The sequence below is a fragment of the Sphingomonas sp. genome, from assembly GCF_965227385.1.
Taxonomy (GTDB): Bacteria; Pseudomonadota; Alphaproteobacteria; order Sphingomonadales; family Sphingomonadaceae; genus Sphingomonas.
In genome coordinates, this window is the sequence record NZ_OZ245750.1 from 2,143,472 (window position 1) to 2,167,704 (window position 24,233).

26 protein-coding genes and 2 pseudogenes are annotated in these 24,233 nt (G+C 67.2%); 21 read left to right on the top strand and 7 right to left on the bottom strand.

Features of this window, described 5'->3' with window-relative positions; translation table 11 throughout:
* Positions 1 to 117: 117 nt before the first annotated feature.
* The 5 genes and pseudogenes from ACO05N_RS10335 to ACO05N_RS10355 form a co-directional block, all read left to right on the top strand.
* Positions 118 to 651 (top strand): regulatory protein RecX, encoded by a 534-nt coding sequence (locus tag ACO05N_RS10335; RefSeq protein WP_422057021.1) that lies wholly within the window; start codon positions 118 to 120, stop codon positions 649 to 651.
* Positions 652 to 716: 65 nt separating this feature from the next.
* Positions 717 to 1,307: a cold-shock protein gene (locus tag ACO05N_RS10340; RefSeq protein WP_422057022.1), complete on the top strand. Its 591-nt coding sequence runs from the start codon at positions 717 to 719 to the stop codon at positions 1,305 to 1,307.
* Between the two features lie 10 nt (positions 1,308 to 1,317).
* The gene (locus tag ACO05N_RS10345; protein ID WP_422058734.1) at positions 1,318 to 1,773 is read left to right on the top strand and encodes a DUF192 domain-containing protein; all 456 of its coding nucleotides are present in this window, start codon (positions 1,318 to 1,320) and stop codon (positions 1,771 to 1,773) included.
* Positions 1,774 to 1,830: 57 nt separating this feature from the next.
* Positions 1,831 to 2,223 carry an NADH:ubiquinone oxidoreductase subunit NDUFA12 gene (locus ACO05N_RS10350; RefSeq protein ID WP_422057023.1) on the top strand — a complete coding sequence of 131 codons (393 nt, stop codon included), beginning with the start codon at positions 1,831 to 1,833 and terminating at the stop codon, positions 2,221 to 2,223.
* A 194-nt stretch (positions 2,224 to 2,417) separates the two neighbouring features.
* Positions 2,418 to 2,651, top strand: a pseudogene (locus tag ACO05N_RS10355) (DUF2155 domain-containing protein); the annotation flags it as partial.
* A 35-nt stretch (positions 2,652 to 2,686) separates the two neighbouring features.
* Here ACO05N_RS10355 and aat read toward each other — a convergent pair.
* The 7 genes from aat to ACO05N_RS10390 all read right to left on the bottom strand — a co-directional run bounded on the left by aat (position 2,687) and on the right by ACO05N_RS10390 (position 8,190).
* Entirely contained in the window at positions 2,687 to 3,442 is a 756-nt protein-coding gene (gene aat, locus ACO05N_RS10360) for a leucyl/phenylalanyl-tRNA--protein transferase (RefSeq protein ID WP_422057024.1), read from the bottom strand.
* Positions 3,439 to 4,176, bottom strand: coding sequence for a ParA family protein (locus ACO05N_RS10365; protein ID WP_422057025.1), 738 nt, complete (start codon positions 4,174 to 4,176; stop codon positions 3,439 to 3,441). Before ACO05N_RS10365 ends, aat begins: the two co-directional genes overlap by 4 nt.
* 76 nt (positions 4,177 to 4,252) lie before the next feature.
* Positions 4,253 to 5,110, bottom strand: coding sequence for a sigma-70 family RNA polymerase sigma factor (locus ACO05N_RS10370; RefSeq protein WP_422057026.1), 858 nt, complete (start codon positions 5,108 to 5,110; stop codon positions 4,253 to 4,255).
* Positions 5,107 to 5,565: a carboxymuconolactone decarboxylase family protein gene (locus ACO05N_RS10375; RefSeq protein WP_422057027.1), complete on the bottom strand. Its 459-nt coding sequence runs from the start codon at positions 5,563 to 5,565 to the stop codon at positions 5,107 to 5,109. Before ACO05N_RS10375 ends, ACO05N_RS10370 begins: the two co-directional genes overlap by 4 nt.
* 119 nt (positions 5,566 to 5,684) lie before the next feature.
* On the bottom strand, positions 5,685 to 6,068 hold the full coding sequence (locus ACO05N_RS10380; RefSeq protein WP_422057028.1) for a hypothetical protein: 384 nt from the start codon (positions 6,066 to 6,068) through the stop codon (positions 5,685 to 5,687).
* Positions 6,069 to 6,166: 98 nt separating this feature from the next.
* Entirely contained in the window at positions 6,167 to 7,471 is a 1,305-nt protein-coding gene (locus ACO05N_RS10385) for a DNA polymerase Y family protein (RefSeq protein ID WP_422057029.1), read from the bottom strand.
* Between the two features lie 179 nt (positions 7,472 to 7,650).
* On the bottom strand, positions 7,651 to 8,190 hold the full coding sequence (locus tag ACO05N_RS10390; RefSeq protein ID WP_422057030.1) for a DNA-deoxyinosine glycosylase: 540 nt from the start codon (positions 8,188 to 8,190) through the stop codon (positions 7,651 to 7,653).
* 25 nt (positions 8,191 to 8,215) lie between these two features.
* On the opposite strand from ACO05N_RS10390, the gene ACO05N_RS10395 reads away from it, so the two are divergent.
* From ACO05N_RS10395 to murB, 16 genes and pseudogenes are all read left to right on the top strand, one after another.
* Positions 8,216 to 8,545, top strand: a complete 330-nt coding sequence (locus ACO05N_RS10395) for an Mpo1-like protein (RefSeq protein WP_422057031.1) — start codon at positions 8,216 to 8,218, stop codon at positions 8,543 to 8,545.
* Positions 8,546 to 8,591: 46 nt separating this feature from the next.
* Complete coding sequence (locus tag ACO05N_RS10400) at positions 8,592 to 9,584, top strand: cysteine synthase A (RefSeq protein ID WP_422057032.1); 993 nt, start codon at positions 8,592 to 8,594, stop codon at positions 9,582 to 9,584.
* A gap of 50 nt (positions 9,585 to 9,634) precedes the next feature.
* Positions 9,635 to 9,952, top strand: coding sequence for a hypothetical protein (locus ACO05N_RS10405; RefSeq protein ID WP_422057033.1), 318 nt, complete (start codon positions 9,635 to 9,637; stop codon positions 9,950 to 9,952).
* Between the two features lie 384 nt (positions 9,953 to 10,336).
* Complete coding sequence (locus tag ACO05N_RS10410; protein WP_422057034.1) at positions 10,337 to 10,807, top strand: division/cell wall cluster transcriptional repressor MraZ; 471 nt, start codon at positions 10,337 to 10,339, stop codon at positions 10,805 to 10,807.
* A 53-nt stretch (positions 10,808 to 10,860) separates the two neighbouring features.
* On the top strand, positions 10,861 to 11,766 hold the full coding sequence (gene rsmH / locus ACO05N_RS10415) for a 16S rRNA (cytosine(1402)-N(4))-methyltransferase RsmH (protein WP_422058735.1): 906 nt from the start codon (positions 10,861 to 10,863) through the stop codon (positions 11,764 to 11,766).
* Entirely contained in the window at positions 11,729 to 12,403 is a 675-nt protein-coding gene (locus ACO05N_RS10420) for a hypothetical protein (protein ID WP_422057035.1), read from the top strand. The genes rsmH and ACO05N_RS10420 overlap by 38 nt, the downstream gene beginning before the upstream one ends.
* Complete coding sequence (locus ACO05N_RS10425) at positions 12,400 to 14,142, top strand: peptidoglycan D,D-transpeptidase FtsI family protein (RefSeq protein ID WP_422057036.1); 1,743 nt, start codon at positions 12,400 to 12,402, stop codon at positions 14,140 to 14,142. The genes ACO05N_RS10420 and ACO05N_RS10425 overlap by 4 nt, the downstream gene beginning before the upstream one ends.
* On the top strand, positions 14,139 to 15,554 hold the full coding sequence (locus tag ACO05N_RS10430) for a UDP-N-acetylmuramoyl-L-alanyl-D-glutamate--2,6-diaminopimelate ligase (protein WP_422057037.1): 1,416 nt from the start codon (positions 14,139 to 14,141) through the stop codon (positions 15,552 to 15,554). The genes ACO05N_RS10425 and ACO05N_RS10430 overlap by 4 nt, the downstream gene beginning before the upstream one ends.
* A complete protein-coding gene (locus tag ACO05N_RS10435) occupies positions 15,551 to 16,927 on the top strand; it encodes a UDP-N-acetylmuramoyl-tripeptide--D-alanyl-D-alanine ligase (RefSeq protein WP_422057038.1) in 1,377 nt (458 codons plus the stop codon). The genes ACO05N_RS10430 and ACO05N_RS10435 overlap by 4 nt, the downstream gene beginning before the upstream one ends.
* Positions 16,927 to 17,997, top strand: a complete 1,071-nt coding sequence (gene mraY, locus ACO05N_RS10440; protein WP_066659781.1) for a phospho-N-acetylmuramoyl-pentapeptide-transferase — start codon at positions 16,927 to 16,929, stop codon at positions 17,995 to 17,997. The genes ACO05N_RS10435 and mraY overlap by 1 nt, the downstream gene beginning before the upstream one ends.
* Positions 17,994 to 19,310: a UDP-N-acetylmuramoyl-L-alanine--D-glutamate ligase gene (gene murD / locus ACO05N_RS10445; RefSeq protein ID WP_422057039.1), complete on the top strand. Its 1,317-nt coding sequence runs from the start codon at positions 17,994 to 17,996 to the stop codon at positions 19,308 to 19,310. The genes mraY and murD overlap by 4 nt, the downstream gene beginning before the upstream one ends.
* A complete protein-coding gene (locus ACO05N_RS10450; RefSeq protein ID WP_422057040.1) occupies positions 19,307 to 20,536 on the top strand; it encodes an FtsW/RodA/SpoVE family cell cycle protein in 1,230 nt (409 codons plus the stop codon). Before murD ends, ACO05N_RS10450 begins: the two co-directional genes overlap by 4 nt.
* On the top strand, positions 20,533 to 21,696 hold the full coding sequence (murG, locus tag ACO05N_RS10455) for an undecaprenyldiphospho-muramoylpentapeptide beta-N-acetylglucosaminyltransferase (RefSeq protein WP_422057041.1): 1,164 nt from the start codon (positions 20,533 to 20,535) through the stop codon (positions 21,694 to 21,696). Before ACO05N_RS10450 ends, murG begins: the two co-directional genes overlap by 4 nt.
* The gene (murC, locus tag ACO05N_RS10460) at positions 21,693 to 23,123 is read left to right on the top strand and encodes a UDP-N-acetylmuramate--L-alanine ligase (protein ID WP_422057042.1); all 1,431 of its coding nucleotides are present in this window, start codon (positions 21,693 to 21,695) and stop codon (positions 23,121 to 23,123) included. The genes murG and murC overlap by 4 nt, the downstream gene beginning before the upstream one ends.
* A complete protein-coding gene (locus ACO05N_RS10465; RefSeq protein WP_422057043.1) occupies positions 23,120 to 23,314 on the top strand; it encodes a hypothetical protein in 195 nt (64 codons plus the stop codon). The genes murC and ACO05N_RS10465 overlap by 4 nt, the downstream gene beginning before the upstream one ends.
* Positions 23,287 to 24,195 (top strand): annotated as a pseudogene (murB, locus tag ACO05N_RS10470) (UDP-N-acetylmuramate dehydrogenase); the annotation flags it as partial. The gene ACO05N_RS10465 and the pseudogene murB, both read left to right, overlap by 28 nt.
* Between the last annotated feature and the right edge of the window lie 38 nt (positions 24,196 to 24,233).

Genomic DNA, 24,233 nt, shown 5'->3' on the forward strand with positions numbered 1-24,233 from the left:
CTGATCGTGTCAGGCCACCCGCCCGTCATCGACGATAGGCCCCACATCAGAAATGCGGGCGGCTCTGCTACGCACTGGCGTTCAAATTCGGTTGTCAGTGTGGCACAAACAAGGCGCATGCGCCCCACTCGCCGCCCTGTACCGCCATTGGACCGCGCCGCGCTGGACCGGTTGGCGCTGCGCTATGTCGAACGGTTCGCCACGACGCGGGGTAAACTGGCCGCTTATCTGACCCGCAAGATCCGCGAGCGCGGCTATGACGGAACGCCGCCCGACCCTGCGGAAATCGCGGAACGCTTTGCCGAGCTGGGCTATGTCAACGACCGCCTCTATGCCGAGAGCAAGGCAGCGGCGATGGCGCGACGCGGGCTGGGTGCGCGCCGTGTCGGGGATGCGCTGCGCCATGCCGGTGTGCAGAGCGAAGATGCCGAAGCGGTCGCCCCCCAGGTCGAAGCCAGGGCGGGGCAAAGCGCCATCGACTTTGCCCGGCGCAAGCGAATCGGTCCCTTTGCCGCCGAACCAGCCGATCGCGAGCGGATCACCAAGCAGGTGGCGGCGATGGTGCGCGCGGGCCATGCTCCGGCACTGGCGTGGCAGATCGCCCGCATGAGCCCCGGGGACGATCCGGATTTCCTGACCGACGAACATTAACCACAAAGGATTCGCACCTTCCCGAAATGCTGTGTTAACGTCGGCGGTCAGGGGGAAATAGTGTAATGCGAGCCGACCTGCAGCGCGTCCCGATTCTGGAAGGGGAGCCGGAAAATCCGGCGGTGACCCCCGTGTTTGCCGAGGACCCCGCAGATGAGACCCATTGGGGCACCGTCAAATGGTTCGACGTCACGCGCGGCTTTGGGTTCATCGTCGCCGATGATGCCGATGCGGGCGACATCCTGATCCATTTTTCGGTCCTGCAGCCGCATGGTCGCCGCAGCCTTCCCGAAGGCGCGCGGGTCGAATGTTCGGTGGTGCAGCGCGACCGCGGCCTGCAGGCGCGCGAAATCCTGCAGCTCGACCTGACCGACGCGGTAGAGCCGGTACGGATGCGTTCGGGGGCGGGCGACCGGATCGACCGGATCAAGCTGATCGAACAGGCCGGGCCGTTCGAGCCGGTGACCGTCAAATGGTTCAACCGCCTCAAGGGCTATGGCTTTCTGGTGCGCGATGGCGAAACCGCCGATATATTCGTGCATATGGAAACCCTGCGCCGAGCGGAGATTTATGACGTCGAACCCGATCAGTCGCTGCGCGCCCGCATTGTCGAGGGCGAAAAAGGGCCGCTCGCGGTCGTGGTGGAGCCGGCTTGACCGCGCAGTGATGCTCGCGCTCGGCGCGGCGCTGCTGCTGCCCGGTTGTACGGCACAGGATGGCGACGCGGCGACGCAGGCGGCGGCAAAGACCGCGATCGTGACAGTCGAAACGGGGACGAATCACCATGTGTTCAAGGTCGATGTCGCGCGCACGCCGGAGGAGCAGAAACAGGGCCTGATGTTCCGCACCGGCATCCCCGCCGATGGCGGCATGTTGTTCGCGCCCTATCCGCCCGAGGGCGGCGCGCCGCGTGAGGCGAGCTTCTGGATGAAGGATACGCCGAGACCGCTCGACATCATCTTCATCCGCGCCGACGGCACGATCGCGACGATCGCCGAGAATACGGTGCCGTTTTCGGAAGATCCGGTGCGGTCGGGCGAGCCGGTCGCGGCGGTGCTGGAAATCAATGGCGGCCGCGCGGCGGAGCTGGGGATTTCCCCGGGGGACAAGGTGCGGTGGTAACGATGGTGCGTGCAAACGGCGTTGCCCAGCCGCGTCGGGCGGCGTAAAGCGCGGGCCATGGGAATCTTCGCGAACATCTTCACCTGGTGGAACGGCTCCACCTTCGGCACCTGGGTCGGGCTGCGCGGCAAGGATCAGGTTGGCGAGGACGCGCTCGGCAATCTGTATTTTCAGGGCGGGGCCGACATGCATGGCCGCCCGCGGCGCTGGGTGATCTACAAGGGGTCGAATGATTCGAGCCGGGTGCCGCCCGAGTGGTTCAGCTGGCTGCACCATCAGATCGACGATGTGCCCGATCGCGCGCTGCCGCCGGTGCGCCAATGGGAGCAGCCCGCGGTGCCGAACATGACCGGCAGCGCTCTGGCCTATCGCCCGCCGGGTGCGCTCGAAAAGGGTGGCCAGCGCGTCGGTGCGACGGGCGATTACGAAGCCTGGACCCCCGGCGCCTGATGCGCCGGAGCCGGATGGCTGCGCTGCTGCTGGCGCCGGTCGCGCTTGCGGCATGCGGGGGCAAGCCGGTCGAGAACAAGGGCGATGCCGCCGACACGGTCGAGGTGCAGCCCAAGGCGGCCAGCGCCGGTGCCGGGGCAGAGATCGTGGCAGTCGATGCCGGGCCGACCGCGTCGGTGACCGGCGTGACGCCGATGGCCGAGCGGGTGGCGGTGCTGGGGCTGCTCAACAAGCGCAACGGCGTAGCGCGTGAGCTGACGCTCAAGCCCGGACAGGCGATGCGCGCGGGCGATGTCGTCGTGCGGTTGCGCGCGTGCGAAAAGACCGCGCCGTGGGAAACGGACCAGCTGACCGGCGCGTTCGCTCAGGTCGATGTCCGCGGGACCGACGGCAAGGTCGCGCGCGTCTTTTCCGGATGGCTGTACAAGGAGCGGCCGGCGCTCAATGTCGTGCAGCACCCGATCTACGACGTCTGGGTCAAGAGCTGTGCGATGACCTTCCCCGATACCGGAGGCGAGGTGGTGGGCGGTAGCGCGGCGGGTGCGCCGAAGCGGTCGAGCGCGCCAAAATCGCCGGAAACCGGAGAGGCGGCACCCGCTCCGGCGGCAAGCCCGGCAGCGCCTTCGCCGAGCGAGTCCGACAGCAACGAGAGATAATCCTCGCGCGGGATCTCCACTGCGCCCAATGAGGCGAGGTGTTCGGTCATGAACTGGCAGTCGAGCAGGGTGAAGCCCCCGACGCGCAGCCGCGCCACCAGCGCCGCAATCGCCACCTTTGACGCATCGCGTGCGCGGCTGACCATGCTTTCGCCGAAAAATGCGCGGCCGAGCGCAAGGCCGTAGAGCCCGCCGACCAGCCGGTCGTCGTCCCAGCATTCGATCGAATGGGCAAAGCCAAGCCGGTGCAGGGCGACGAAGACGCGCTCGATCGCGGGGTTGATCCAGGTGTCGGGTCGGTCGGGCGCGCTTTCGGCGCAAAGCGCGATCACCGCTTCGAACGCAGTGTCGGCGGTGATACGGAACCGGTCGGTGGCGAGCGTCTTGCGCAGCGAGCGGGACAGATGAAAGCCATCGAGCGGGAGGATCGCGCGCTGGCGCGGCTCGACCCAGAAGACGCTGGGATCGTCGCGATGTTCCGACATCGGGAACACGCCCATCGCATAGGCGCGCAGCACCAGATCGGGGTCGAGATCGCTGGCGCGGGCGGTTTGCCGCGTCATTTGGTCCCTTTGCGCGGCGTGGCGAGGCGCTTTTCGACCGCCTGCCACAGTGCGTCCACGGCGCGCGTGCCGGGGCTGCGCGGGGCAAAGGCGCCGAGCGGGGCGCGGCGCACGGCCATCGCCTCGATCAGGCTGGCCATCGGGATGACCGGCCAGTCTGGATTGCGCTCCAGTGCCTCGGCATGGAGGCGGCGGCGGCGGTCGACCATCGAATGGACCGGCATCAGCGGCACCTTGGCCTTGCCACCAAGATGGCGCTCGACCTCTGCCAATGCCCGTTCGGACAGCGGGGAGGGGATGACCGGGACGATGATGAGGTCGGCGGCGCGCATCACCTGTTCGCTGGTTTCGGTCAGCCCGGGCGGGCAGTCGAGCAGGACGCGGTCATAATCGCCGGACAGCTGGCCCAGCAATTTGGCCAGGCGCTTTTTCTTGTCGAGCTCATGAAACAACAGGTCGAGACCGCGGAGCGAGGCGTCGGCACCGAGCAGATCGAGCCGTTCGATGCCCGTCGCATGGATCAGCCGGGCCGGCTCGACATCCTTGCTGAACACCGATTGCGCCGTCGCCTTGCCGTGACCGCCGCCGAGCAGGAAGGTCGAGGCGGCCTGCGGGTCGAGGTCCCACAACAGGGTGCGGCGGGCAGAGCGGGTGGCGGCACACCAGGCCAGGTTCACCGCCAGCGAGGTTTTGCCGACGCCGCCCTTCAGACTGTACACCGCGATCGTCGCCACGCCCTGCTTCCTCCCGCCATGAACTGCGCCATCATCCTTGTTCCGGACGGAGATAACAAGATGACGACAGGCGTTGTCAGTGGAGGTGACGCAATTTGTCGGGGTTGCGCGTGATGTAGATGGCGACGATCCGGTCGCCATCGATCTCGAGCGCGGTCGTCTGAATCTCGCCGTCCGCCTCCATCGTGACAAATCCGGGCAGGCCATTGACGAAGCCGGCGCGGACGAGGTGTGAGCCATATTTGCGGAAGAGCACCGCGAGCGACTTGTGGAGCTTCATCACATGCCTGAAGCTCCGCACCAGCCGTACGGCAGCCGCGCGCTTGCCGCCGCCATCGGAATGGATGCTGACATCGTCGGCGAGCATGGCACCGAGCGCGGTCAGGTCGCCGGTGCGGCTGGCGGCGAAAAAGGCGTTGGCGATCTCCAGTCCGCGTTGCTGCTCGACGTGGAAGCGCGGGCGGGCGGCGCGGACATGGTCGCGTGCGCGCGCCGCGAGCTGACGACAGGCAGCGGGGTCGCGGTCCAGCGTCGCCGCCACGTCCTCGAACGACGCGCCGAACACGTCATGGAGGAGGAAGGCGGCGCGTTCGAGCGGGGAAAGCCGTTCGAGCGCGAGCATCAGCGGCAGGGTGACGTCCTCGTCCGGGGCCTCCTCCACCACCGGGTCGGGGAGCCAGGGGCCGATATAGGTTTCGCGCTGATGGCGGGCGGATCTGAGCCGGTCGAGGCACAGCCGGGTCACGGTGCGGCGCAGAAACGCCTCGGGCTCGCGCACGGCGGTGCGATCGGTGCGCATCCAGCGGATGAAGGCGTCCTGCACCGCATCCTCGGCATCGGCGACCGAGCCGAGCATGCGATAGGCGACGCGGATCAGTCTGGGGCGCAGCGGATCGAAGGTGTCCGCCGCGCCCGGTTGATCGATCGGCGTCACGCCGCCGCCTGCGCCGCGGCGGGTTCGATCCACAGATCGAAGGCGACGGCCAGGCGGTTCCACCCGGTGATGATGTTGATCATCAGCGTCAGCTTCACCTGCTCCTCCTCGCTGAATTCGGCGGTCAGCGCGTCATATGCTTCGCGATGGGTGTGGCCTTCGGAGAGGCGCGTCAAGGCATCGGTCCAGGCGAGGGCGGCGCGTTCGCGGGGGGTGTAGCAAGGTGCTTCGCGCCAGGCGGCGAGGAGGTGGAGGCGCTGTTCGCTCTCGCCCTTTGCGCGCGCTTCGGCGGTGTGCATGTTGAGGCAATTGGCGCACTGGTTGATCTGCGACGCGCGAATCTTGACCAGTTCGATCAGCGCGGGCTCAAGGCTGGCGTTGATCGCGGCAGAGGCGGCGAACCAGGGCTTCATCACGCCGGGGGCTGCGGCGAAGGGGTCGAGTTTGGCAGTCATGGTCATGCTCCGTACTGGGTTGCACGGACATGACGCGGCGGGTGCGGCGGATGTGACATGGCGCACAAAAAAAGAGCCGACTTTCGCCGGCTCTTTGGGTGAACTGAATGGGTCGACGTTCAGCCCTTGCAGGTGAGCGTGCCCTTGCCCGGGATTTCGACCGTGGCCGATTCCGGGGTGCCGGTCAGCTTCCAGCCACCCTCGGCAGTGAAGGGCTGGCCCGCTTCCGGTGCGGTCAGGCGGGTCTTGGTACCGCCCTTTTCGGTGGCGACGGTGACCAGCTTGTCCTGGTTGAAGAATTCGACGAACACGAGCGCATTGCCAGGCTGGCAGCGCATCGAAACGGTCGCCTTGATCGACGGCGGCAGCTCGACCGGCGCAGCGTTGGCGAGCTGCGATTCCATTGGATCGGGCGCGCGTTCGCTGATCACTTCGGGTTCTTGATTGCAGGCGGAGAGCGCGAGCAGCGCGACCGCGGCGGCGGGGAGGAGACGCATGTTCATAGCGGAACTTTCCTTTGCGCACGCAACATCGGGGGTCAAGATATAACGGATAACAGACGCTCAACGCATATTGCGTCGCATCGTTACAATATCATGTGTCATTCGTGGAATTCGTCCAGATCCGGGATCCTGCCAAAGGCGATCTTGGTCCCGACCCGATCCGCCCGGCTGCCGTCCATCGGCCCGACCGAAACGGCGTGGCGGCCGAACTTTTCGTTGATCCGGTCCATCGCCTTGCTGAGTGACAACGTGCGGGTTTCGCGGGCGAGTGGATCGTCGGGGTCGAGCGCGCCGAACAGCGATTCCTGCGCGGCGCCGACGGGTGCGATTTCGGACAGGGTCACACCGATCATGCGGATCGCGAAGCCGCCGGGGCGGGTGCGGCCGGCGGCGGCGAGGCGGGGGAAGATCGCGTCGAGCGCGGCGAGGATCGCGAAGCTGTCCTGCGTCGCGGGCAGCTTCATCGAGGTGCGCCAGACCGATTTGTCGTCCTCGAACTTCGCATGGAGCACCAGCAGGCGGCTGACATAGTCCTTGCGGCGGAGCCGGGCGGCGCATTTGAGGGCAAGGCGGCGGGCGGTGAGGCGGACGGGTTCGAGACCGCGTTTGCGGGGCGACAAGACGTGGCTGTGGCCGATGGTGCGGTTCTGCGTCGGCTTTTCGGGCAGGTCGAAGCCGTGGAGCAGATACCACAGCCGGTCGCCATTGACCCCGCCCCAGGCCGACCCCGCATCGCGCGGGCGGCGTTCGCACAGCTGGCCGATGTCGTTGATGCCCTGTTGCGCCAACCGTTTCTCCGTCTTCGCGCCGATCCCCGCAATGTCGCGCAGCTTCAGCGAGAACAGGCGGTCGGGCAGCATTTCCTGCGTCAACACGGTCAGGCCGTCGGGCTTTTCCATGTCGCTGGCGAGCTTGGCCAGCAGGCGGTTGGGGGCGATGCCAACCGAACTGGTCAGGCATTCGCCGACATTGGCGATGATCCCCGCCTTGATCCGCCGTGCCAGCGCCATGGCCTGATCGGGGCTTTTTTCATTGTCGAGCAGGCGGCAGGCGACTTCGTCGATCGAGCAGACCGCGGTGACCGGGATGTGCCGCCAGATTTCGGCGACGATCGCCTCATGGAACTCGACATATTTCGCGTGGCTGCCGGGGACGACGACGAGGTCGCGGCACAGACGCTTGGCCTCCCATACCGGGGTGCCGGTGCGGATGCCGTATCTCTTGGCCTGGACCGATGCAGCGATGGCGACGGTGGTGTCGCTGTCGACCGGGGCGACGATGATCGGCTTTCCCCGAAGGTCGGGGTTCAACTGCTGCTCGACCGCCGCAAAATAGCTGTTGAGGTCCAGGTACAGCCAGCGCAGCGGCCGGGGCGGGAAATCGAGGAATGCCGGGTCGGCCATCGCCGGAACAATAGCGGAACACACGGCGAGAGTCACGGGTCTGCGCGCGGCCGATGCCCGATATCCGTCGCAGGAAAGGCTGGTGAAAGGGCGGTGTTGTCATTCGCGGGTGGCAGGTGCGCCGGGAGGGGGCGACATGAAGATGGGCGACGCCGAAATGCCGGCGCGGCTGGCCCGGCCTAATCAGCAGCGCGCCGGACTGGCGGTGTGGCGGCAAGAATGGCGCGCAGTGCAAGCCACGCGGGGAGCTTTGCGGCAATGCCGATGGTGTGCAGCGGGCTGGAGGAGGGCAGGGCCAGGACGGTCCAGCGCTGCGCCGCAGCGCCGAGCTGGCGCAGGCCGAGGCGGTGGGCGGTGGCGCCGTTGAACGCGATGGCGGCGAGATCGGGCAGGCTGGCGGCGAGGGTGGCGAGGTCGTTGGCCTCCACATCGGCGATGGCGGCGTCGCTGCTGCCCGTGCGGGTCGCGCTGCCGACGGCGTCCCACAGGCCGATGCGGGCTTCGAGAAGGGCGGCGAGGCGGGCTTCGTAGGGGAGGGTGGGGAGGTCGGCGCGGTCGATCACGGCGGCGATCAGGCGCCAGAACTGGTTCTGCGGGTGGGCGTAATATTGCCGTGCGGCGAGGCTGCGCTCACCGGGCAGGCTGCCGCAGATCAGCACGCGGGTGCGGGCGTCGGTGACGGGCGGGAAACTGGCCTTGCGCGGCGGACTTGATTGCATGGGAGGGCCGGCATAGCATCGCGCCATGGCCCGCGCGATCACCCGCTATGCCGATTTCTGGCCTTATTATCTGCGCGAGCATGGCAAGCCGCAGACGCGGGCGCTGCATTATGCCGGGACGGCACTGACCTTTGTCGCGCTGGCGGCGGGGATTGCGTGGAATGCGTGGTGGTTCATCGCCGTTCCGCTGGCGGGCTATGGCTTTGCCTGGGGCGCGCATTTCGGGGTGGAGAAGAATCGCCCGGCGACCTTTACCTATCCGCTCTGGTCGCTGGCGAGCGATTATCGCATGTTCTTTCTGTGGCTGACCGGGCGGCTAGGGCCGCATCTCAAGCAGGCTGGTGTAGCCGCATAGTTTCGCTTGCTTGCGGCGCCGCGGGGGCAGTGCCTATGTTCCAGCCATGAAAGTTGCACAGGATACCATCGCGCTGATCGGAAACACCCCGCTCGTCCGGCTGAAAGGGCCGAGCGAGGCCGCCGGGTGCGACATTTTCGGCAAGTGCGAATTCGCTAACCCCGGCGCAAGCGTGAAGGATCGCGCGGCGCTGTTCATCGTCGAGGATGCCGAGGCGCGCGGGCTGATCCAGCCGGGCGGGACGATTGTCGAGGGGACGGCGGGGAATACCGGGATCGGCCTGGCGCTGGTCGCCAATGCTAAGGGGTACAAGACGATCATAGTCATGCCCGAGACGCAGAGCCGCGAGAAGATGGACACGCTGCGCGCGCTGGGCGCGGAGCTGGTGCTGGTGCCGGCTGCGCCCTACTCCAACCCCGGCCATTTCGTGCACACGTCGCGGCGCATCGCCGAGGAGACGCCGAACGCGATCTGGGCGAACCAGTTCGACAATATCGCCAATCGCCGCGCGCATATCGTCGGCACGGCGGAGGAGATCTGGGCCCAGATGGAAGGGCGGATCGACGGCTTTACCTGTGCTGCGGGGACCGGGGGCACGATTGCCGGCGTCGGCCTGGGCCTGAAGGAGAAGGACGAGAAGGTCCGCATCGCACTGAGCGATCCGCATGGCGCGGCGCTGTACAATTATTACGCGCATGGCGAGCTGAAGGCTGAAGGGTCGTCGGTGGCCGAAGGGATCGGGCAGGGGCGGATCACCGCGAACCTGGAAGGCGCGCCGATCGATACGCAGTTCCGCATCGGGGACGATGAGGGGATGGAGTGGGTGCGCCGGTTGCTCGCCGAGGAGGGGCTGTGCCTGGGGCTGTCGTCGGGGATCAATGTCGCGGGCGCGGTGGCGCTGGGGCGCGAACTGGGACCGGGCGCGCGGGTCGTGACGATCCTGTGCGACACGGGATTCCGTTATCTTTCAACGCTGTACAACCCGGAATGGCTGCGACTCAAGGGGTTGCAGGTACCCGAGTGGCTCGATCGCGGTTGAATCAAGGTACAAAACGGGGTTCGACAATCGGCTGTTAAGGCGTTACTTTTATGCCACAGCTTATGAAGTCGATGCCCAGCGATCCTCAATCCAGCATGCAGCGGGTCCGCGTCGGACTGACCGGACTTGCCACCGTGCTGCTGCTGATCGGGGTGGCGAGCGCGATCTTTTCCTCGGCGCGCGATGAAGCGCCGGTGGTGGCCGAGGGCGCGCCCAAGCCCGAAGTGGTCGCCAACATGACCGAGGGCATGGTGACCAACAGTGCGGCTGAGCCCAAGGACGAGCCGATCGCCGAGCTCGGCATCGCGCCGCGCATCGAAGAATCCCCCGCGCCCGACCTCACCCCAGCCCCCGTCGCCGGGGAATGAGCGCCGCCCACCTGCGTCTTCGCGCCGTGCCGCGGGAATTCCTGGGAATTGCCGCCACCGGCCGCCTGTCCTGCCGAAAGGCTGGAACCTTGCGCCATGATGTCCCACCGCCACCGTGGAACATAAGGTGTTCACTTAACGAATGAAGTGAAAACAGCGGTAACCCAAGGCATAAAGTGGGGCAAATTCCCGCGAAATCCCGAGTTCAGGCATTGAAAACCCGGACCGCTTGCGATAGGCCAGCGGTTAACAGGGTAACCTTTATCGTCGGCCATCATGGGTCCGGGGCGTGCGATGGCGCGCCGCGACAGGCGGAAAGGCGTGCCCGGGAGGCAAGGGGCAAGGGTGGCACGCAGCGGCTACAGAGGGGTCGGCTTACAGCTGGTGGACGACAAGGGTCGTGTCGCCATCCCCTCTGCCCTGCGCGCGACGCTGGAGAAGAACAGCGGCCACCCGACCGACAGCAAGGAAGCCCGCGTCGCGATCCTGTCGCCCCACGAAACCGACAAGTGCCTGGTCGCCTATGACGAGCCCTATTTCGATGTGGTGATGGAGCGGCTCGACGCGCGTGCGACCGAGTTTGCGGGTGATCGCGGCCAGGCCGACGCCAATATCTGGCGCGACGGCGTGGGGGCGAGCGAGAATATCGCGTTCGATCCGTCAGGCCGCTTCGTGCTGCCCGGCATGCTGGGGCACCTCGCCGGGATTCCCAAGGGCAGCTACGCGTTCTTCATGGGCGTCGGCGCGATGATCGAGGTGTGGAACCCGCGCACCCTGCTCGACCATCCGACCATCTCCGAGCAGATCAAGGCGGCGTGCCGTTACTGCCTGGAAGAGAAGGGGGTGACGCTGTGACCGCGCCCTTCGCCCATGACGATGTTAACCAGGATCGTCCACATATCCCGGTCATGCTGGCCGAAGTGCTCGCCGCGCTAGCGATCCAGCCGGGCGAGCGGCACGTCGATGGGACATTCGGTGCCGGTGGCTACACGCGCGCGTTCCTCGAGCGGGGTGCCGAGGTGGCCGCCTTCGATCGCGATCCAGACGCGATCGAAGGCGGTCAAGCACTTGTGGATGCGAGCGAAAATCGTCTGGTCCTGATCCAGTCGCCCTTTTCCGCGATGGACCGGGAGCTCGATGCACGCGGCCTGTCGCCGGTCGATGGCGTGACGCTGGATATCGGCGTGTCGTCGATGCAGCTCGACCAGGCGGACCGGGGGTTCAGCTTTCAGGCGGACGGTCCGCTCGACATGCGGATGAGCCAGTCGGGCATGACCGCGGCCGAATTGGTTAACGAAATCAGTGAGTCCGATTTAACCACGATACTGAGAAATTACGGGGAAGAAAAACAGGCCCGACGTGTGGCACAAGCGATCGTGAAGGCACGGCCTCTCGCGCGCACGGGGGACCTGGCCAATGTGGTGCGGCGGGCCCTTGGGTACCGACCGCATGAGAAGAAGGACCCGGCCACCCGGACCTTCCAGGCGATCCGGATACACCTCAACCGCGAGCTCGACGAGCTTGAGGAAGCGCTGGTCGCGTCCGAGCGGGCGTTGAAGCCCGGCGGGCGGCTGGCGGTGGTGACGTTCCACAGCCTGGAGGACCGGATGGTCAAGAAATTCCTGCGCGAACGCAGCGGGAGCGAGCCGACGGGATCGCGGCATCGCCCGATGGTCGCGGCGGAACAGGCGCCGAGCTTCGAACCGCCCGCAAAGGCGATCCGGGCCGGCGAGGATGAGATTGCGGTGAACCCGCGTGCCCGGTCGGCGACATTGCGTGTCGCGCGGCGCACGGCGGCACCGGCGTGGCGTTGAGGAGGCGGTGATGGCGATCAAGGCGTTGAGCGGCTTTGGATGGTTTCTGACCGGCGTGATCGTTGCGCCGGCCTGTTACCTGGTGTCGTCGCAGGTTGCGGCGGAGCGGTCGAAGGTCGAGGCGGTCGAGCGCGCCATCGCCAAGGCGCACAAGGACATCCGCGGCCTCGAAACCGAATTCGACACGCGCGCCAACCTTGCCCAGCTCGAGCGGTGGAATGGCGACGTGATGCGCTACACCGCGCCGACGCCGCGCCAGTTCCTGGCGAGCGATACCGAGCTGGCGGCGCTGCGCCCGATGGAGGGTGACGGCACCGCCGAGCGCTATGCCGCGATGGTCGTGCCGCAGGGCCTGCCCGAGGTGGTGAGCGGTCCCGCGGTGGCGAGTGATGCGGTTGCGGCGGTCAAGCCGGTGATGGAGAAAGCGGCGGTCGAGAAGTCCGTGGTCGTGAAGACGCCGACGGCTCCGGTCGCGGTGGCGGCTGCGACGGTGACGAAGCCAAAGCGGGTGGGTGCCCCTGTGCCGGTGGTGGCGAAAAATGCGGCGGTGGCATCGCTGGACAGCAAGCTGCTGAAGGACTCGAGCTTTGGCGACCTGATGCAGGGCGTCCGCGCAGAGGCGCGTAAATTGCGGTGACGGTCCTGGTCGCCCCAGCACCGCGGATCCGCGCCCGGGACGGCAGCCGCGCGTCGCCGATCGCGATCGCGCATGTGCGGCTGATGATCCTGACCTTGCTGTTCGCGGCCGCATTCGCGGTGATCGTCGGGCGGCTGGCGCTGCTGGCGGTGTTTGCCGAGCCGCAACGCGCGCCCAGCGTCAATGCGATGCTGGTCCCGCTGCGCGGTGACCTGGTCGATCGCAACGGCGCGCCGCTGGCGCGGACGATCGATGCCTGGTCGATCGGGGTGCGGCCCGACCGGGTGATCGGTAACAAGGCAGAGCTGGCCCAGATGCTGGCCGCGACGCTGCCGGGCAAGAGCGCCGGGGACTATGCCAGGCTGCTCAACAGCGGTGCGAAGTTCACCTATCTGAAGCGGCGCGCGGTGCCCGAACTGGTCGCCGCCGTCCATGCGCTGGGCGAACCGGGGATCGAGTTCGCGCGTGAGCCCCAGCGGCTGTATCCGCAGGCCACGCTGGCGGCCCATGCGCTGGGTTTTGTCGATTTCAACGGCAAGGGCGTGAGCGGGATGGAGCATATCCTGGACCGCCAGCTGACCGACCCGGCGCAGCGCGGGAAGCCGGTTGCGCTGTCGATCGACCTGCGTGCGCAGGCGGCGCTGGACAGCGAGCTGGGCACGGCGATGGCGAGTTTCCAGGCGCAGGGCGCGGCCGGCGTCATTCTGGACGTCGCGACGGGCGAGGTGGTGGCGATGACGTCGCTGCCGACGTTCAACCCCAATAACGTCAAGGGCTCGAACCCCGAGCATTTCCGCAACAATGTGACGCAGAGCGTGTACGAGCTGGGGTCCACCTTCAAGCCGCTGACCATGGCGTTCGCGATCGAAAGCGGCGTCGCGCCGTCGATGGCGAAGCGGTACGATGCGACCGAGCCGCTCAAGGTCGGCGGGTTCCGGATCCGGGACGACCATGCGCAGAAGCGCTGGCTGAACATTCCCGAGACGCTGATCCATTCGTCCAACATCGCCACCGCGCGGATTGCCGACGAGCTGGGCAAGGACCGGATGGAGGCGATGTTCCGTGGCCTGGGCTTCGACACCAAGGCGCCGATCGAGCTGGGCGGCGTCGCCGGGCCGCTGTGGCCGAAATACTGGGCGCGCACCACGGTGATGACCACGGCCTATGGCCATGGCATCGCGGTCACGCCGCTGCATCTGGCCAGCGCCTATGCCGCAATGGTCAATGGCGGGGTGTGGCGTCCGGCGACGCTGCGCAAGGTCGAGCCGGGCAAGGTCCCGACGGGGCGGCGGATCATTTCCGAGGCGACCAGCGCGCGGATGCGCCAGCTGATGCGCCTGATCGTGACGCACGGCACCGGTAGCAAGGCGGATGCGCCGGGCTATCGCGTCGGGGGCAAGACCGGCACCGCCGAAGTGCCCGGACGCGGTGGATATCAGCGCAACAAGAACGTCTCGACCTTCGCAGCGGCTTTCCCGATGGACGCACCGCGCTATGTGGTGCTGGTGATGCTCGATTCGCCGATCGGTAATGCGCAGTCTGCGGGCCAGTCCACCGCCGGGTGGACCGCGGCCCCCGTCGTCAACCGCGTGGTGATGCGCACCGGCGCGATGCTGGGTGTCGTCCCGGACGAGCGGCGCGATGTCGACGTGTCCGACCTCACCCCGCTGCTGTGGAAGGCGGAGGCCAAGGGCAAGCCTGCCGCCGTCGCCGCGCTGGGCGCGGGGGTGGACGAGTGAAGCTCGCCGAACTGACCGGCGGGGACGAGCGGGACATCGTCACCGGTTTCGCCATCGACCATCGCAAGATCGCGCCGGGCAGCGTGTTCGGCGCGTTTCGCGGCGCCCGCTTCAATGGCGAGGATTATATTGCCGAGGCGGTGGCGCGCGGGGCGATTGCCGTCGTCGCGCGGCCCGAGGTGAACGTCGAGGGTGCGGCGCATATCGCGAGCGATCACCCGCGCACCGAATTTGCGCGGATCGCGGCGCGCTTCTTCGCGCCGTTCCCCGAGACGTCGGTGGCGGTCACCGGGACCAACGGCAAGACGTCGACGGTCGAAATGGTGCGGCAATTGTGGCTGATGGCCGGGCATCATGCGGCATCGATCGGCACGCTGGGCGTCACCACGGCGGGCGAGATGGTGTCGACCGGGCTGACCACGCCCGATGTCGTGACCTTCCTGTCCAACGTCGCGGGGCTGGCGCGCGAGGGCGTGACGCATCTGGCATTCGAGGCATCGAGCCATGGCCTGTCGCAATATCGCACCGAGGGGCTGCCGGTGCGTGCGGCGGCGTTCACCAACCTGAGCCGCGATCATCTCGACTATCACAAGGACATGGCGGATTATCTGACCGCCAAGCTGCGGCTGTTCGCCGATGTGCTCGATCCCGACGGCACGGCGGTGGTGTGGGCCGACGATCCGCACAGCGAGCGGGTGATCGACATTGCGCGGATGCGCGGCAACCGCATCATCACCGTGGGCGAGCATGGCGACACGATCCGGCTGGTATCGCGCGCGCCGACCCTGCTCGACCAGAAGCTGGAGATCGCATTCGGGGGCGAGACCCATCGCGTCGGCCTGCCGCTGATCGGGGGCTATCAGGCGGCGAACGCGCTGGTCGCGGCGGGGCTGGTGATCGCGACCGGGGGCGATCCGGCGCAGACCTTGGCCAATCTGGCGCGGCTGCAGCCGGTGCGCGGGCGGCTGGAGCGCGCGGCGATCAGCAGGACCGGGGCGCCGGTTTATGTCGACTATGCGCATACGCCCGATGCGATCGAGGCGGCGATCGCGGCGCTGAAGCCGCATGCGGCGGGGCGGCTGATCCTGGTGTTCGGCGCGGGCGGCGACCGTGACCCGGGCAAGCGCGAGCCGATGGGGCAGGCGGCGGTCGCGGGTGCCGACCTGGTGTTCGTCACCGACGACAATCCGCGCGGCGAGGATGCGAGCGAAATCCGGCGCGCGGTGATGAAGGGCTGTCCCGCGGCGATCGAGATCGGCGACCGGCGCGCGGCGATCGAGGCGGCGATTGCAGCGGCGGGATCGGAGGATATCGTGCTGATCGCCGGCAAGGGACATGAGCAGGGGCAGATCGTGGGGGATATGGTGCTGCCGTTCGACGATGTGAGCGTCGCGCGCGAGGCGGCGGCGTGAGGTCGCTGTGGACCTCCGCCGAAATCGCATCCGCGACGGGCGGGACGGCTTCGGCGGAGTTCGACGTCGATGCGGTTGCGTTCGACAGCCGTGAGGTCGGGCCGGGGGCGCTGTTCTTTGCGCTGACCGGCGAGATAACCGATGGGCACAAGTTTCTCGATCAGGCCTTTGCCAGCGGCGCGGCGGGGGCGGTGGTGTCGCGGGCGACGGCGCATCCGCATGTCCTGACCAGCGACACGATGGCGGCGCTGGAGGATCTGGCGCGGGCCAGCCGGGCGCGGATGGGCGGGGTGGTGATCGGCGTGACCGGATCCGTCGGCAAGACCGGGACCAAGGAGGCGCTGTTCGAATGCCTCGACCGGCCCGAGCCGGGGCAGGCGCACCGATCGGTCAAAAGCTACAACAACCACACCGGCGTGCCACTTAGCCTGGCGCGGATGCCGCGCGATACGCGGTTTGGTGTGTTGGAGATGGGGATGAACCATGCCGGCGAGCTGGCGGCGCTGACCCGGATCGTGCGGCCGCATATCGCCATCGTCACCACCATCGCACCGGCGCACACCGAATTCTTCGACAGCGTCGAGGCAATCGCCGATGCGAAGGGCGAGATTTTCCAGGGGCTGGAGCCGGGTGGTACGGCGATCGTCCCGTTCGACAGCCCTTATCGCGACCGGTTGATCGCGGCGGCACAGCCGCATGCGGCGCGGATCGTGACGTTCGGCCTCGGCAAGGGCGCCGATGTGCGCGCGGTCGAGGTGGTGCATGGCCAACCGGGCGGGACGTTCGTCACCGCGCAGATCGGCGCGGACAAGACGCTGAGCTTTACCCTGTCGCAGCCGGGTGATCACTGGGTCGCCAATGCGATGGCGGTGCTGGCGGCGGTGGACGCGGCGCGCGGCGATCTGGAGCAGGCGGGACTGGCGCTGGCCGAGATGGGCGGGATCGCCGGGCGCGGGGCGCGGTTCGGTGCGAAGGTCGGTGACGGCGAAGCGCTGGTGATCGACGAAAGCTATAACGCCAACCCGGCATCGATGCGCGCGACGCTGGCGGTGCTGGCCGCGACCCCGGCGACGCGGCGGATCGCGGTGCTGGGCGAAATGCGCGAGTTGGGCGAGCAGTCCGGTGACTTCCACGCCGAACTATCCGAGCCAGTTCTGGCGGCAGGCGTTGAAGCGGTGCTTCTTGTCGGTGAGGGGATGACGCCGCTTGCCGCAGCGCTTGAGGGGCGGGTCGAATTGGTCCATGTGCCCGACGCCGCTGCGGCGCGCGCGTCGCTGGAGGCGATGCTGCGCGCCGGGGACGCGGTGCTCATCAAGGGTTCGAACGGGGTCGGGCTGTCGCGGGTCGTCGCGGCGCTGGCGGGAAGGGGCTAATGCTGTACGAACTGGCCGAATGGCTTGGCTTTCCGGGGCTGCTCAACCTGTTCCGCTACCTCTCGTTCCGCACCGGGGCGGCGGTCGCGACCGCGCTGTTCATCGGCCTGATCCTGGGACCGCGCTTCATCGGCTGGCTGCGTGTCCGCCAAGGCAAGGGACAGCCGATCCGCGCCGACGGGCCGCAGAGCCACCTGGCCAAGCGCGGTACGCCGACGATGGGTGGCCTGATGATCCTGACCAGCCTGACGCTGGCGCTGTTGCTATGGATGGACCTGTCCAACCCATATATCTGGGCGTGCATCTTCGTGACGCTCGGCTTCGGGATGATCGGGTTCCTCGACGACTATGACAAGGTGCGCAAGGCGAGCACTGCGGGCGTTTCGGGCAAGGTCCGGCTGCTGGGCGAATTCGCGATCGCCGGCGTCGCGGCGTGGGTGATCACGCTGCAGAACGGGACGATGCTGTATGTGCCGTTCTTCAGCCAGTTCAGCGTCGATCTGGGCTATTTCTACATCGTCTTTGCCGCGTTCACGATCGTGGCGTTCGGCAACGCGGTCAACCTGACCGACGGGCTGGACGGGCTGGCCACCATGCCGGTGATCATCGCGAGCATGGCGTTCATGCTGATCGCCTATGTCGTGGGCAACAAGGTGTTCGCGACCTATCTTGGCATCCCGCATGTCGCGGGGGCGGGCGATCTGGCGATCTTCTGCGGTGCGATCGTCGGCGCGGGCCTTGCGTTTCTGTGGTTCAATGCGCCGCCGGCGGCGGTGTTCATGGGCGATACCGGGTCGCTGGCGCTGGGCGGCGCTTTGGGTGCGATTGCCGTCACCACGCATCATGAACTGGTGCTGGGGATCATCGGCGGTCTGTTCGTGGTCGAGGCGCTGAGCGTCATCATCCAGGTGTTCTGGTACAAGCGCACCGGCAAGCGCGTGTTTCGCATGGCGCCGATCCACCATCATTTCGAGCAGCTTGGCTGGAGCGAGCCGACGGTCGTGATCCGCTTCTGGATCATCGCCTTCGTCCTCGCGCTCGCGGGGCTGGCGACGCTGAAGCTGCGGTGATCGTTTCCGCCGCCTGGCGCGGGAAACGCTTTGCGGTACTCGGGCTGGCGCGGTCGGGGGCGGCGAGCGTGCGTGCGCTTGTGGCCGGCGGGGCGCAGGTTGTCGCGTGGGATAGTGACGCGGCCAAGCGCGATCCGCGTGAGAGCTGGCAGCCCGGATTTGAGACGGCGGATATTCGGTTAGCCGATCTGCTGGAAGCCGATCTCACTGGGTTCGCTGGCGTAGTGGTATCGCCCGGCGTTCCCCTCAACACCCATCCGATCGCCGCCAAGGCGCGCGATGCGGGCGTGCCGATCATCGGCGATATCGAGTTGTTTGCGCAGGCGCGGGGCGAGCTTCCGGCGCACAAGGTGATCGGGATTACCGGGACCAACGGCAAGTCGACCACGACCGCGTTGATCCACCATATCCTCGAGAGCGCGGGCATTCCGGCGCGGCTGGGCGGGAATATCGGGTTGCCGATCCTGGGGCAGGAGCCGCTGCCGGAGGGCGGGGTCTATGTGCTCGAACTGTCGAGCTATCAGATCGACCTGACCCGGAGCCTCGATTGCGAGGTCGCGGTGCTGCTCAACATCACGCCGGACCATCTCGACCGCTATGACGGGTTCGATGCCTATGCGGCGTCAAAGGCGCGGCTGTTTGCGATGCAGTCCAGGGGGCATGCCGCGATTATCGGCATCGGGGACGAGGCGTCGCAGGGCGTGGCGAAGCAGGTCGCGCGATCGGGGCGGGCCGAGGACCTGACCAAGATCGCGCCCGGTTTCTGCATGGATCAGTCGCGCTGGCCCGCGCTGCAGGGGCCGCACAATGCGCAGAACGCGCTTGCCGCGATCGCCGCGTGCGAGGCGCTGGGGGTGGATCAGGCGAGCATCGATCGTGGCCTTGAGAGCTTTCCCGGCCTGCCGCACCGGATGGAGCGGGTCGCGACGCGGAACGGCGTGCTGTTCGTCAATGACAGCAAGGCGACCAATGCGGAATCGACCGCCCCGGCGCTCGCGGCCTATCCGCGGATCCACTGGATTTTGGGCGGCAAGGCCAAGACTGCGGACCTGGACGCCTGCCGTTCGGGTTTCCCCCATATTGTCCGCGCCTACACCATCGGCGAAGCGACGGAGATGTTTGCGGAAATCCTGATGGACGAGATGCCGGTCGAACGCTCGGGCACACTGGCTGAGGCGGTGCGCGCGGCTGCCGCCAATGCAGTGGCGGGGGAGACGGTGTTGCTATCCCCGGCGTGCGCGTCGTTCGACCAGTTCCGCGATTATGAGGATCGCGGCGACCAGTTCCGCGCGGCGGTGGAGGCTTTGGCATGAGTGACGTCATTCGCGCGACCACCAAGCGCAAGCCGCTGCGCGAGCGGTTCGAGGACCAGCTGAGCCGGGGCAGCAAGACGCCGCTGGGCCTGTGGTTCTGGGAGATCGACCGCATCCTGCTGCTGCTCGCGTTCCTGCTGATCGGGATCGGTCTGGTCGCGGTGGCGGCGGCGTCGCCGGCGTCGGCCGAACGCTATTCGGATACGACCAAGCAGTTCGCGTCGATGCATTATTTCTGGCGACAGGCGCTGTGGATCGGCCTGTCGATCCCGGTGCTGCTGGTCGTGTCGATGCTGCCGGTCGGGCTGGCGCGGCGCGGCGCGATTTTGGGCACGGCGATCTGCGTGCTGCTGGTCGGCCTTGCCGCCTTCTTCGGCGCCGAGGTCAATGGCGCGCGGCGCTGGATCGGGGTGGGCGTCGCGTCGTTCCAGCCATCGGAGTTTCTGAAGCCGCTCTATATCGTCACCACCGCCTGGCTGTTGTCGCTGCGCGCCAAGGATCCGAGCCTGCCGGTGATCCCGGTGACCGGTGTGCTGACCGCAGTGATTGCGGCCTTGCTGATGAAGCAGCCCGATTTCGGGCAGACGATGATCTTTGCCGCCGTGTGGGTCGTGCTGCTGATGCTGGCCGGGATTTCGACGCGCGCAATCGGGTTCCTGGGCGGCGCGGGCGTGGCGGGGGTGGTCGCGGCCTATCTCTTCTACGACACCGCGCGCACGCGCATCGACAGCTTCCTGTTCCCCGACCCCGAAAAGGCGCAGGCGGAGCATTACCAGACCGACATGGCGCATGCGGTGCTGACCGGCGGCGGCGCGACCGGCACCGGCCCTGGCGGCGGGACGGTCAAGTTCAAGCTGCCCGAGGCGCATACCGACTATATCTTTTCGGTCGTGGGTGAGGAGTTCGGGTTGATCGCGTGCATCGTCATCGCGCTGATCTACCTCGCCATCGTGGTGCGCGTGCTGATCAAGCTGCTGGACGAGGAGGACTCGTTCCGGTTGCTCGCGGCGGCGGGGCTGGCGGCCCAATTCGGGATTCAGGCGGTGATCAACATGGCGGTCAATACCGGCCTTGCCCCCTCCAAGGGGATGACCTTGCCCTTCATTTCCTATGGCGGATCGTCGATGGTGGCATTGTCGATCGGAATGGGACTGCTGCTCGCTTTCACGAGGCGGAACCCGTATCTGAAGCGCTCAAGCTATACGGTTCGAGGAAGCAATAAATGACTTCGGGACGGCAATACGTCCTCGCCGCCGGGGGCACCGGCGGACATATGGTTCCCGCTGCGGCACTGGCGGCGGAGCTGATGCGGCGCGGGCACAAGGTTGCGCTGATTTCCGACGAGCGCGGGGTACGCTTCCCCGATCTGTTCGACGGGATCGAGACGCATGTCGTTCCGGCATCGCGCTTTGCCGGTGGGCCGATCGGGTGGCTGAAGGCGCTGCGCACCATGGCCAAGGGGCGGGCGCAGGCGCGCAAGCTGTATCGCCAGCTGCGTCCGGCGGCGGTGGTGGCGTTCGGCGGCTATGCGTCGATGCCCGCGCTGTCGGCGGCATTCGCGGCGAAGGTGCCGACGGTGATCCATGAGCAGAATGCCGTGCTGGGCCGGGTCAACCGGCTGGTCGCGGGCAAGGTGGGGGCGATCGCCACCAGCTATGCTGAGGTGGCGCGGCTGAAGCCTGCTTATGCCAACAAGACCCATCTGACCGGCAATCCGGTGCGGGAGGCGGTGCTGGAGCTGCGGCTGCGGCCCTATCCGCCGCTGGAGGAGGATGGGATTTTCCGGGTGCTGGTGACCGGGGGAAGCCAGGGCGCGTCGGTGCTGAGCCAGGTGGTGCCCGATGGCCTCGCGCTGCTGCCCGTCCATTTTCGCCGCCGGTTGCAGGTGACGCATCAGGCGCGGGTCGAGGATATCGACGAGGTGCGCCGCAAATATGCCGAGCATGGCATTCCGGCGGAGATTGCGACGTACCTGCCCGACCTGCCCGAGCGGCTGGCCTGGGCGCATATCGTCATCGCACGGGCGGGGGCGTCGACCATTGCCGAGCTGACTGCCGCCGGGCGTCCGGCGATCCTGGTGCCGCTGCCGAGCGCGACCGACGATCACCAGACGGCGAATGCGCGCGAGATCAGCGCTGCCGGTGGCGCGCGGACGATCCCGCAGCGGGCGTTCAGCGCGCAGGAACTGGCCAAGCAGATCCAGAAGCTGGGGCTTGACCCCGAGGGGCTGGCGCATGCCGCGGCATGCGCGCGCAGCGTCGGGCGGCCCGATGCGGTGCGCGACTTGGCCGATCTGGTGGAATCGATCGACGCCGACTGGGCGTCGGCAGGAATGGGACATGCCGAGCCGGTGAAGATCGCGCAGGGCGGGGAGGCGTTTGCGTGAAGGGTGTCGCCAAGGATATCGGCACGATCCATTTCGTCGGCATCGGCGGGATCGGCATGTCGGGCATTGCCGAGGTGATGCATAACCTGGGTTACAAGGTGCAGGGCAGCGACAGTGCCGAGGGGTATGTCGTCGAAGGGCTGCGCAAGCGTGGGATCGCGATCACCATCGGGCAGAGCGCGGACAATCTGGGCGATGCGGCGGTGGTCGTGACATCGACCGCGATCAAGCGCGACAACCCGGAGGTGCAGGCCGCCTATGCCGCGCGCATTCCGGTGGTGCGGCGCGCGGAGATGCTGGCGGAACTGATGCGGCTCAAGTCCACCGTTGCGGTGGCGGGGACGCATGGCAAGACGACGACGACGAGCATGATCGCGGCGCTGCTGGATGCGGGCGGGATCGACCCGACCGTGATCAATGGCGGCATCATCAACCAATATGGCTCCAACGCGCGGCTGGGCGACAGCGAGTGGATGGTGGTCGAGGCCGATGAGAGCGACGGCAGCTTCCTGCGCCTCGACGGCACGATCGCTGTCGTGACCAATATCGATCCCGAGCATCTCGATCACTATGGCAGCTTCGAGCGGGCCAAGGACGCCTATGTCGAGTTTGTCGAGAATGTGCCCTTCTATGGCGCGGCGTTGCTGTGCCTCGACCATCCCGAGGTGCAGGCGATCATTCCAAGGGTTCGTGATCGCCGGATCGTGACCTATGGCTTTGCCGCCAGCGCGGACGTGCGCGGCGTCAATGTCGTGCCCTATCCGGGCGGCAACAAGTTCGAGGCGATCATTCGCCATCGCGACGGGACGACGCGGTCGATCGAGGGGATCGACCTGCCGATGCCCGGGCGGCACAATGTCCAGAACGCGCTCGCCGCGATCGGCGTCGCGCTGGAAATGGGCATCGACGATGCGACCATCCAGAACGGCTTTGCCAAGTTCGGCGGCGTCAAGCGGCGCTTTACCAAGGTCGGCGAGATCGCGTTCGAGGGGCAGCTGCCGGCGATCGTAATCGACGATTATGGCCATCACCCGGTCGAGATCCGCGCGGTGCTGTCGGCGGCGCGGGAGAGCGCGCAGGGGCGGGTGATCGCGGTGGTGCAGCCGCACCGCTACTCGCGGCTCGGCAATCTGATGGATGACTTTGCGCAGGCGTTCAACGACGCCGACATGGTGCTGGTGACCCCGGTCTATGCGGCGGGTGAAGCGCCGGTCGACGGCGTGAGCGGCGAGGCGCTGGTCGAGCGGACGCTGGCACGCGGGCATCGGCTGGCGGAGAGTGTTGCCGATGCCGATGCGCTGGCGGCGCGGATCGCGGAAGTTGCGCTGCCGGGCGATCTGATCGTGTGCCTGGGCGCGGGCGACATCACCAAATGGGCGGCGGGGCTGGCCGAAGCGGTCGATGCCAAGCGGAGCGTAGCGGCATGAGCGACTGGTTCACCCTCGCCACGGATATGCAGCGCGAAATCCTGCGCGCGCAACAGGCGCAGATGGATGCGGCGCAGACGATGCTCGACGCGGGCAAGGATGTCGCGAAGCTGCAGGAGGCGGGGGTGAAGGCCGCCGAGGCGAACCTGTCCTACTGGAAGCAATGGGCGAAATTCTGGGGGATGAAGTGAGCGCAACGCTTCTCCCCACGGTGCGGGGGAAGCTGACCCCCGACGCGCCGCTGGCCCCGCTCGTGTGGTTCAAGAGCGGCGGGACGGCGGAGTGGCTGTTCGAGCCTGCCGATGTCGATGATCTGTGCGAGTTTCTGGCGCAGCTCGACCCGGCGGTGCCGGTGATGGCGTTGGGGCTGGGGTCGAACCTGATCGTGCGCGATGGCGGGGTGCCGGGCGTGGTGGTGCGGTTGGGCAAGGCGTTTGCGAAGGTACAGGCCGAGGGTCAGACACTGACTTGTGGCGGCGGGGCGAGCGGGATTCTGGTGTCGTCCACTGCGCGGGATGCGGGGATTGCGTGCGTCGAGTTTCTGCGGTCGATCCCCGGTACCGTGGGCGGGTTCGTGCGGATGAATGGCGGCGCTTACGGGCGCGAGACCAAGGATATTCTGGCCGACTGCGAAGTGGTGTTGCGGTCGGGCGAGAAGCGCACGCTGCCGGTCGATGCGCTGGGCTATACCTATCGCCACTCCGAACTGCCCGAGGGGGCGATCGTGGTGAGTGCAAACTTTCGGGGTGAGCCGGGTGCGCCTGCCGCGATCCAGGCCGAGATGGACCGCATCGCCGCCGCCCGTGAGGCGTCGCAGCCGCTGCGCAGCAAGACGGGTGGGTCGACCTTCAAGAACCCCGAGGGTGACAAGGCGTGGCGGTTGGTCGATGCGGCGGGCTGTCGCGGGTTGAAGCGCGGCGGGGCGCAGGTGAGCGAGAAGCACACCAACTTCCTGATCAACACCGGTGACGCGACGAGTGCGGATATCGAAGGGCTGGGCGATGAGGTCCGCGCGCGGGTCAAGGCCGCGAGCGGGGTTGAACTCGAGTGGGAAATTCAGCGTGTCGGCTTGTTCGCCGACGACGCCAACCAGGAACGTGGCGAAGTGAG

Excerpts from the sequence above, each read along its gene's own strand:
- rsmH (WP_422058735.1), top strand. The coding sequence starts at position 10,861 with ATGCTGGCCGAAGTGCTCGCCGCGCTAGCGATCCAGCCGGGCGAGCGG.
- ACO05N_RS10335 (WP_422057021.1), top strand. The coding sequence starts at position 118 with ATGCGCCCCACTCGCCGCCCTGTACCGCCATTGGACCGCGCCGCGCTG.
- ACO05N_RS10385 (WP_422057029.1), bottom strand. The coding sequence starts at position 7,471 with ATGGCCGACCCGGCATTCCTCGATTTCCCGCCCCGGCCGCTGCGCTGG.
- ACO05N_RS10375 (WP_422057027.1), bottom strand. The coding sequence starts at position 5,565 with ATGACTGCCAAACTCGACCCCTTCGCCGCAGCCCCCGGCGTGATGAAG.
- ACO05N_RS10450 (WP_422057040.1), top strand. The coding sequence starts at position 19,307 with ATGAGTGACGTCATTCGCGCGACCACCAAGCGCAAGCCGCTGCGCGAG.
- ACO05N_RS10390 (WP_422057030.1), bottom strand. The coding sequence starts at position 8,190 with ATGCAATCAAGTCCGCCGCGCAAGGCCAGTTTCCCGCCCGTCACCGAC.
- ACO05N_RS10340 (WP_422057022.1), top strand. The coding sequence starts at position 717 with ATGCGAGCCGACCTGCAGCGCGTCCCGATTCTGGAAGGGGAGCCGGAA.
- ACO05N_RS10380 (WP_422057028.1), bottom strand. The coding sequence starts at position 6,068 with ATGAACATGCGTCTCCTCCCCGCCGCCGCGGTCGCGCTGCTCGCGCTC.
- ACO05N_RS10350 (WP_422057023.1), top strand. The coding sequence starts at position 1,831 with ATGGGAATCTTCGCGAACATCTTCACCTGGTGGAACGGCTCCACCTTC.
- aat (WP_422057024.1), bottom strand. The coding sequence starts at position 3,442 with ATGACGCGGCAAACCGCCCGCGCCAGCGATCTCGACCCCGATCTGGTG.
- ACO05N_RS10345 (WP_422058734.1), top strand. The coding sequence starts at position 1,318 with ATGCTCGCGCTCGGCGCGGCGCTGCTGCTGCCCGGTTGTACGGCACAG.
- ACO05N_RS10400 (WP_422057032.1), top strand. The coding sequence starts at position 8,592 with ATGAAAGTTGCACAGGATACCATCGCGCTGATCGGAAACACCCCGCTC.
- ACO05N_RS10465 (WP_422057043.1), top strand. The coding sequence starts at position 23,120 with ATGAGCGACTGGTTCACCCTCGCCACGGATATGCAGCGCGAAATCCTG.
- ACO05N_RS10395 (WP_422057031.1), top strand. The coding sequence starts at position 8,216 with ATGGCCCGCGCGATCACCCGCTATGCCGATTTCTGGCCTTATTATCTG.
- murG (WP_422057041.1), top strand. The coding sequence starts at position 20,533 with ATGACTTCGGGACGGCAATACGTCCTCGCCGCCGGGGGCACCGGCGGA.
- ACO05N_RS10405 (WP_422057033.1), top strand. The coding sequence starts at position 9,635 with ATGCCACAGCTTATGAAGTCGATGCCCAGCGATCCTCAATCCAGCATG.
- mraY (WP_066659781.1), top strand. The coding sequence starts at position 16,927 with ATGCTGTACGAACTGGCCGAATGGCTTGGCTTTCCGGGGCTGCTCAAC.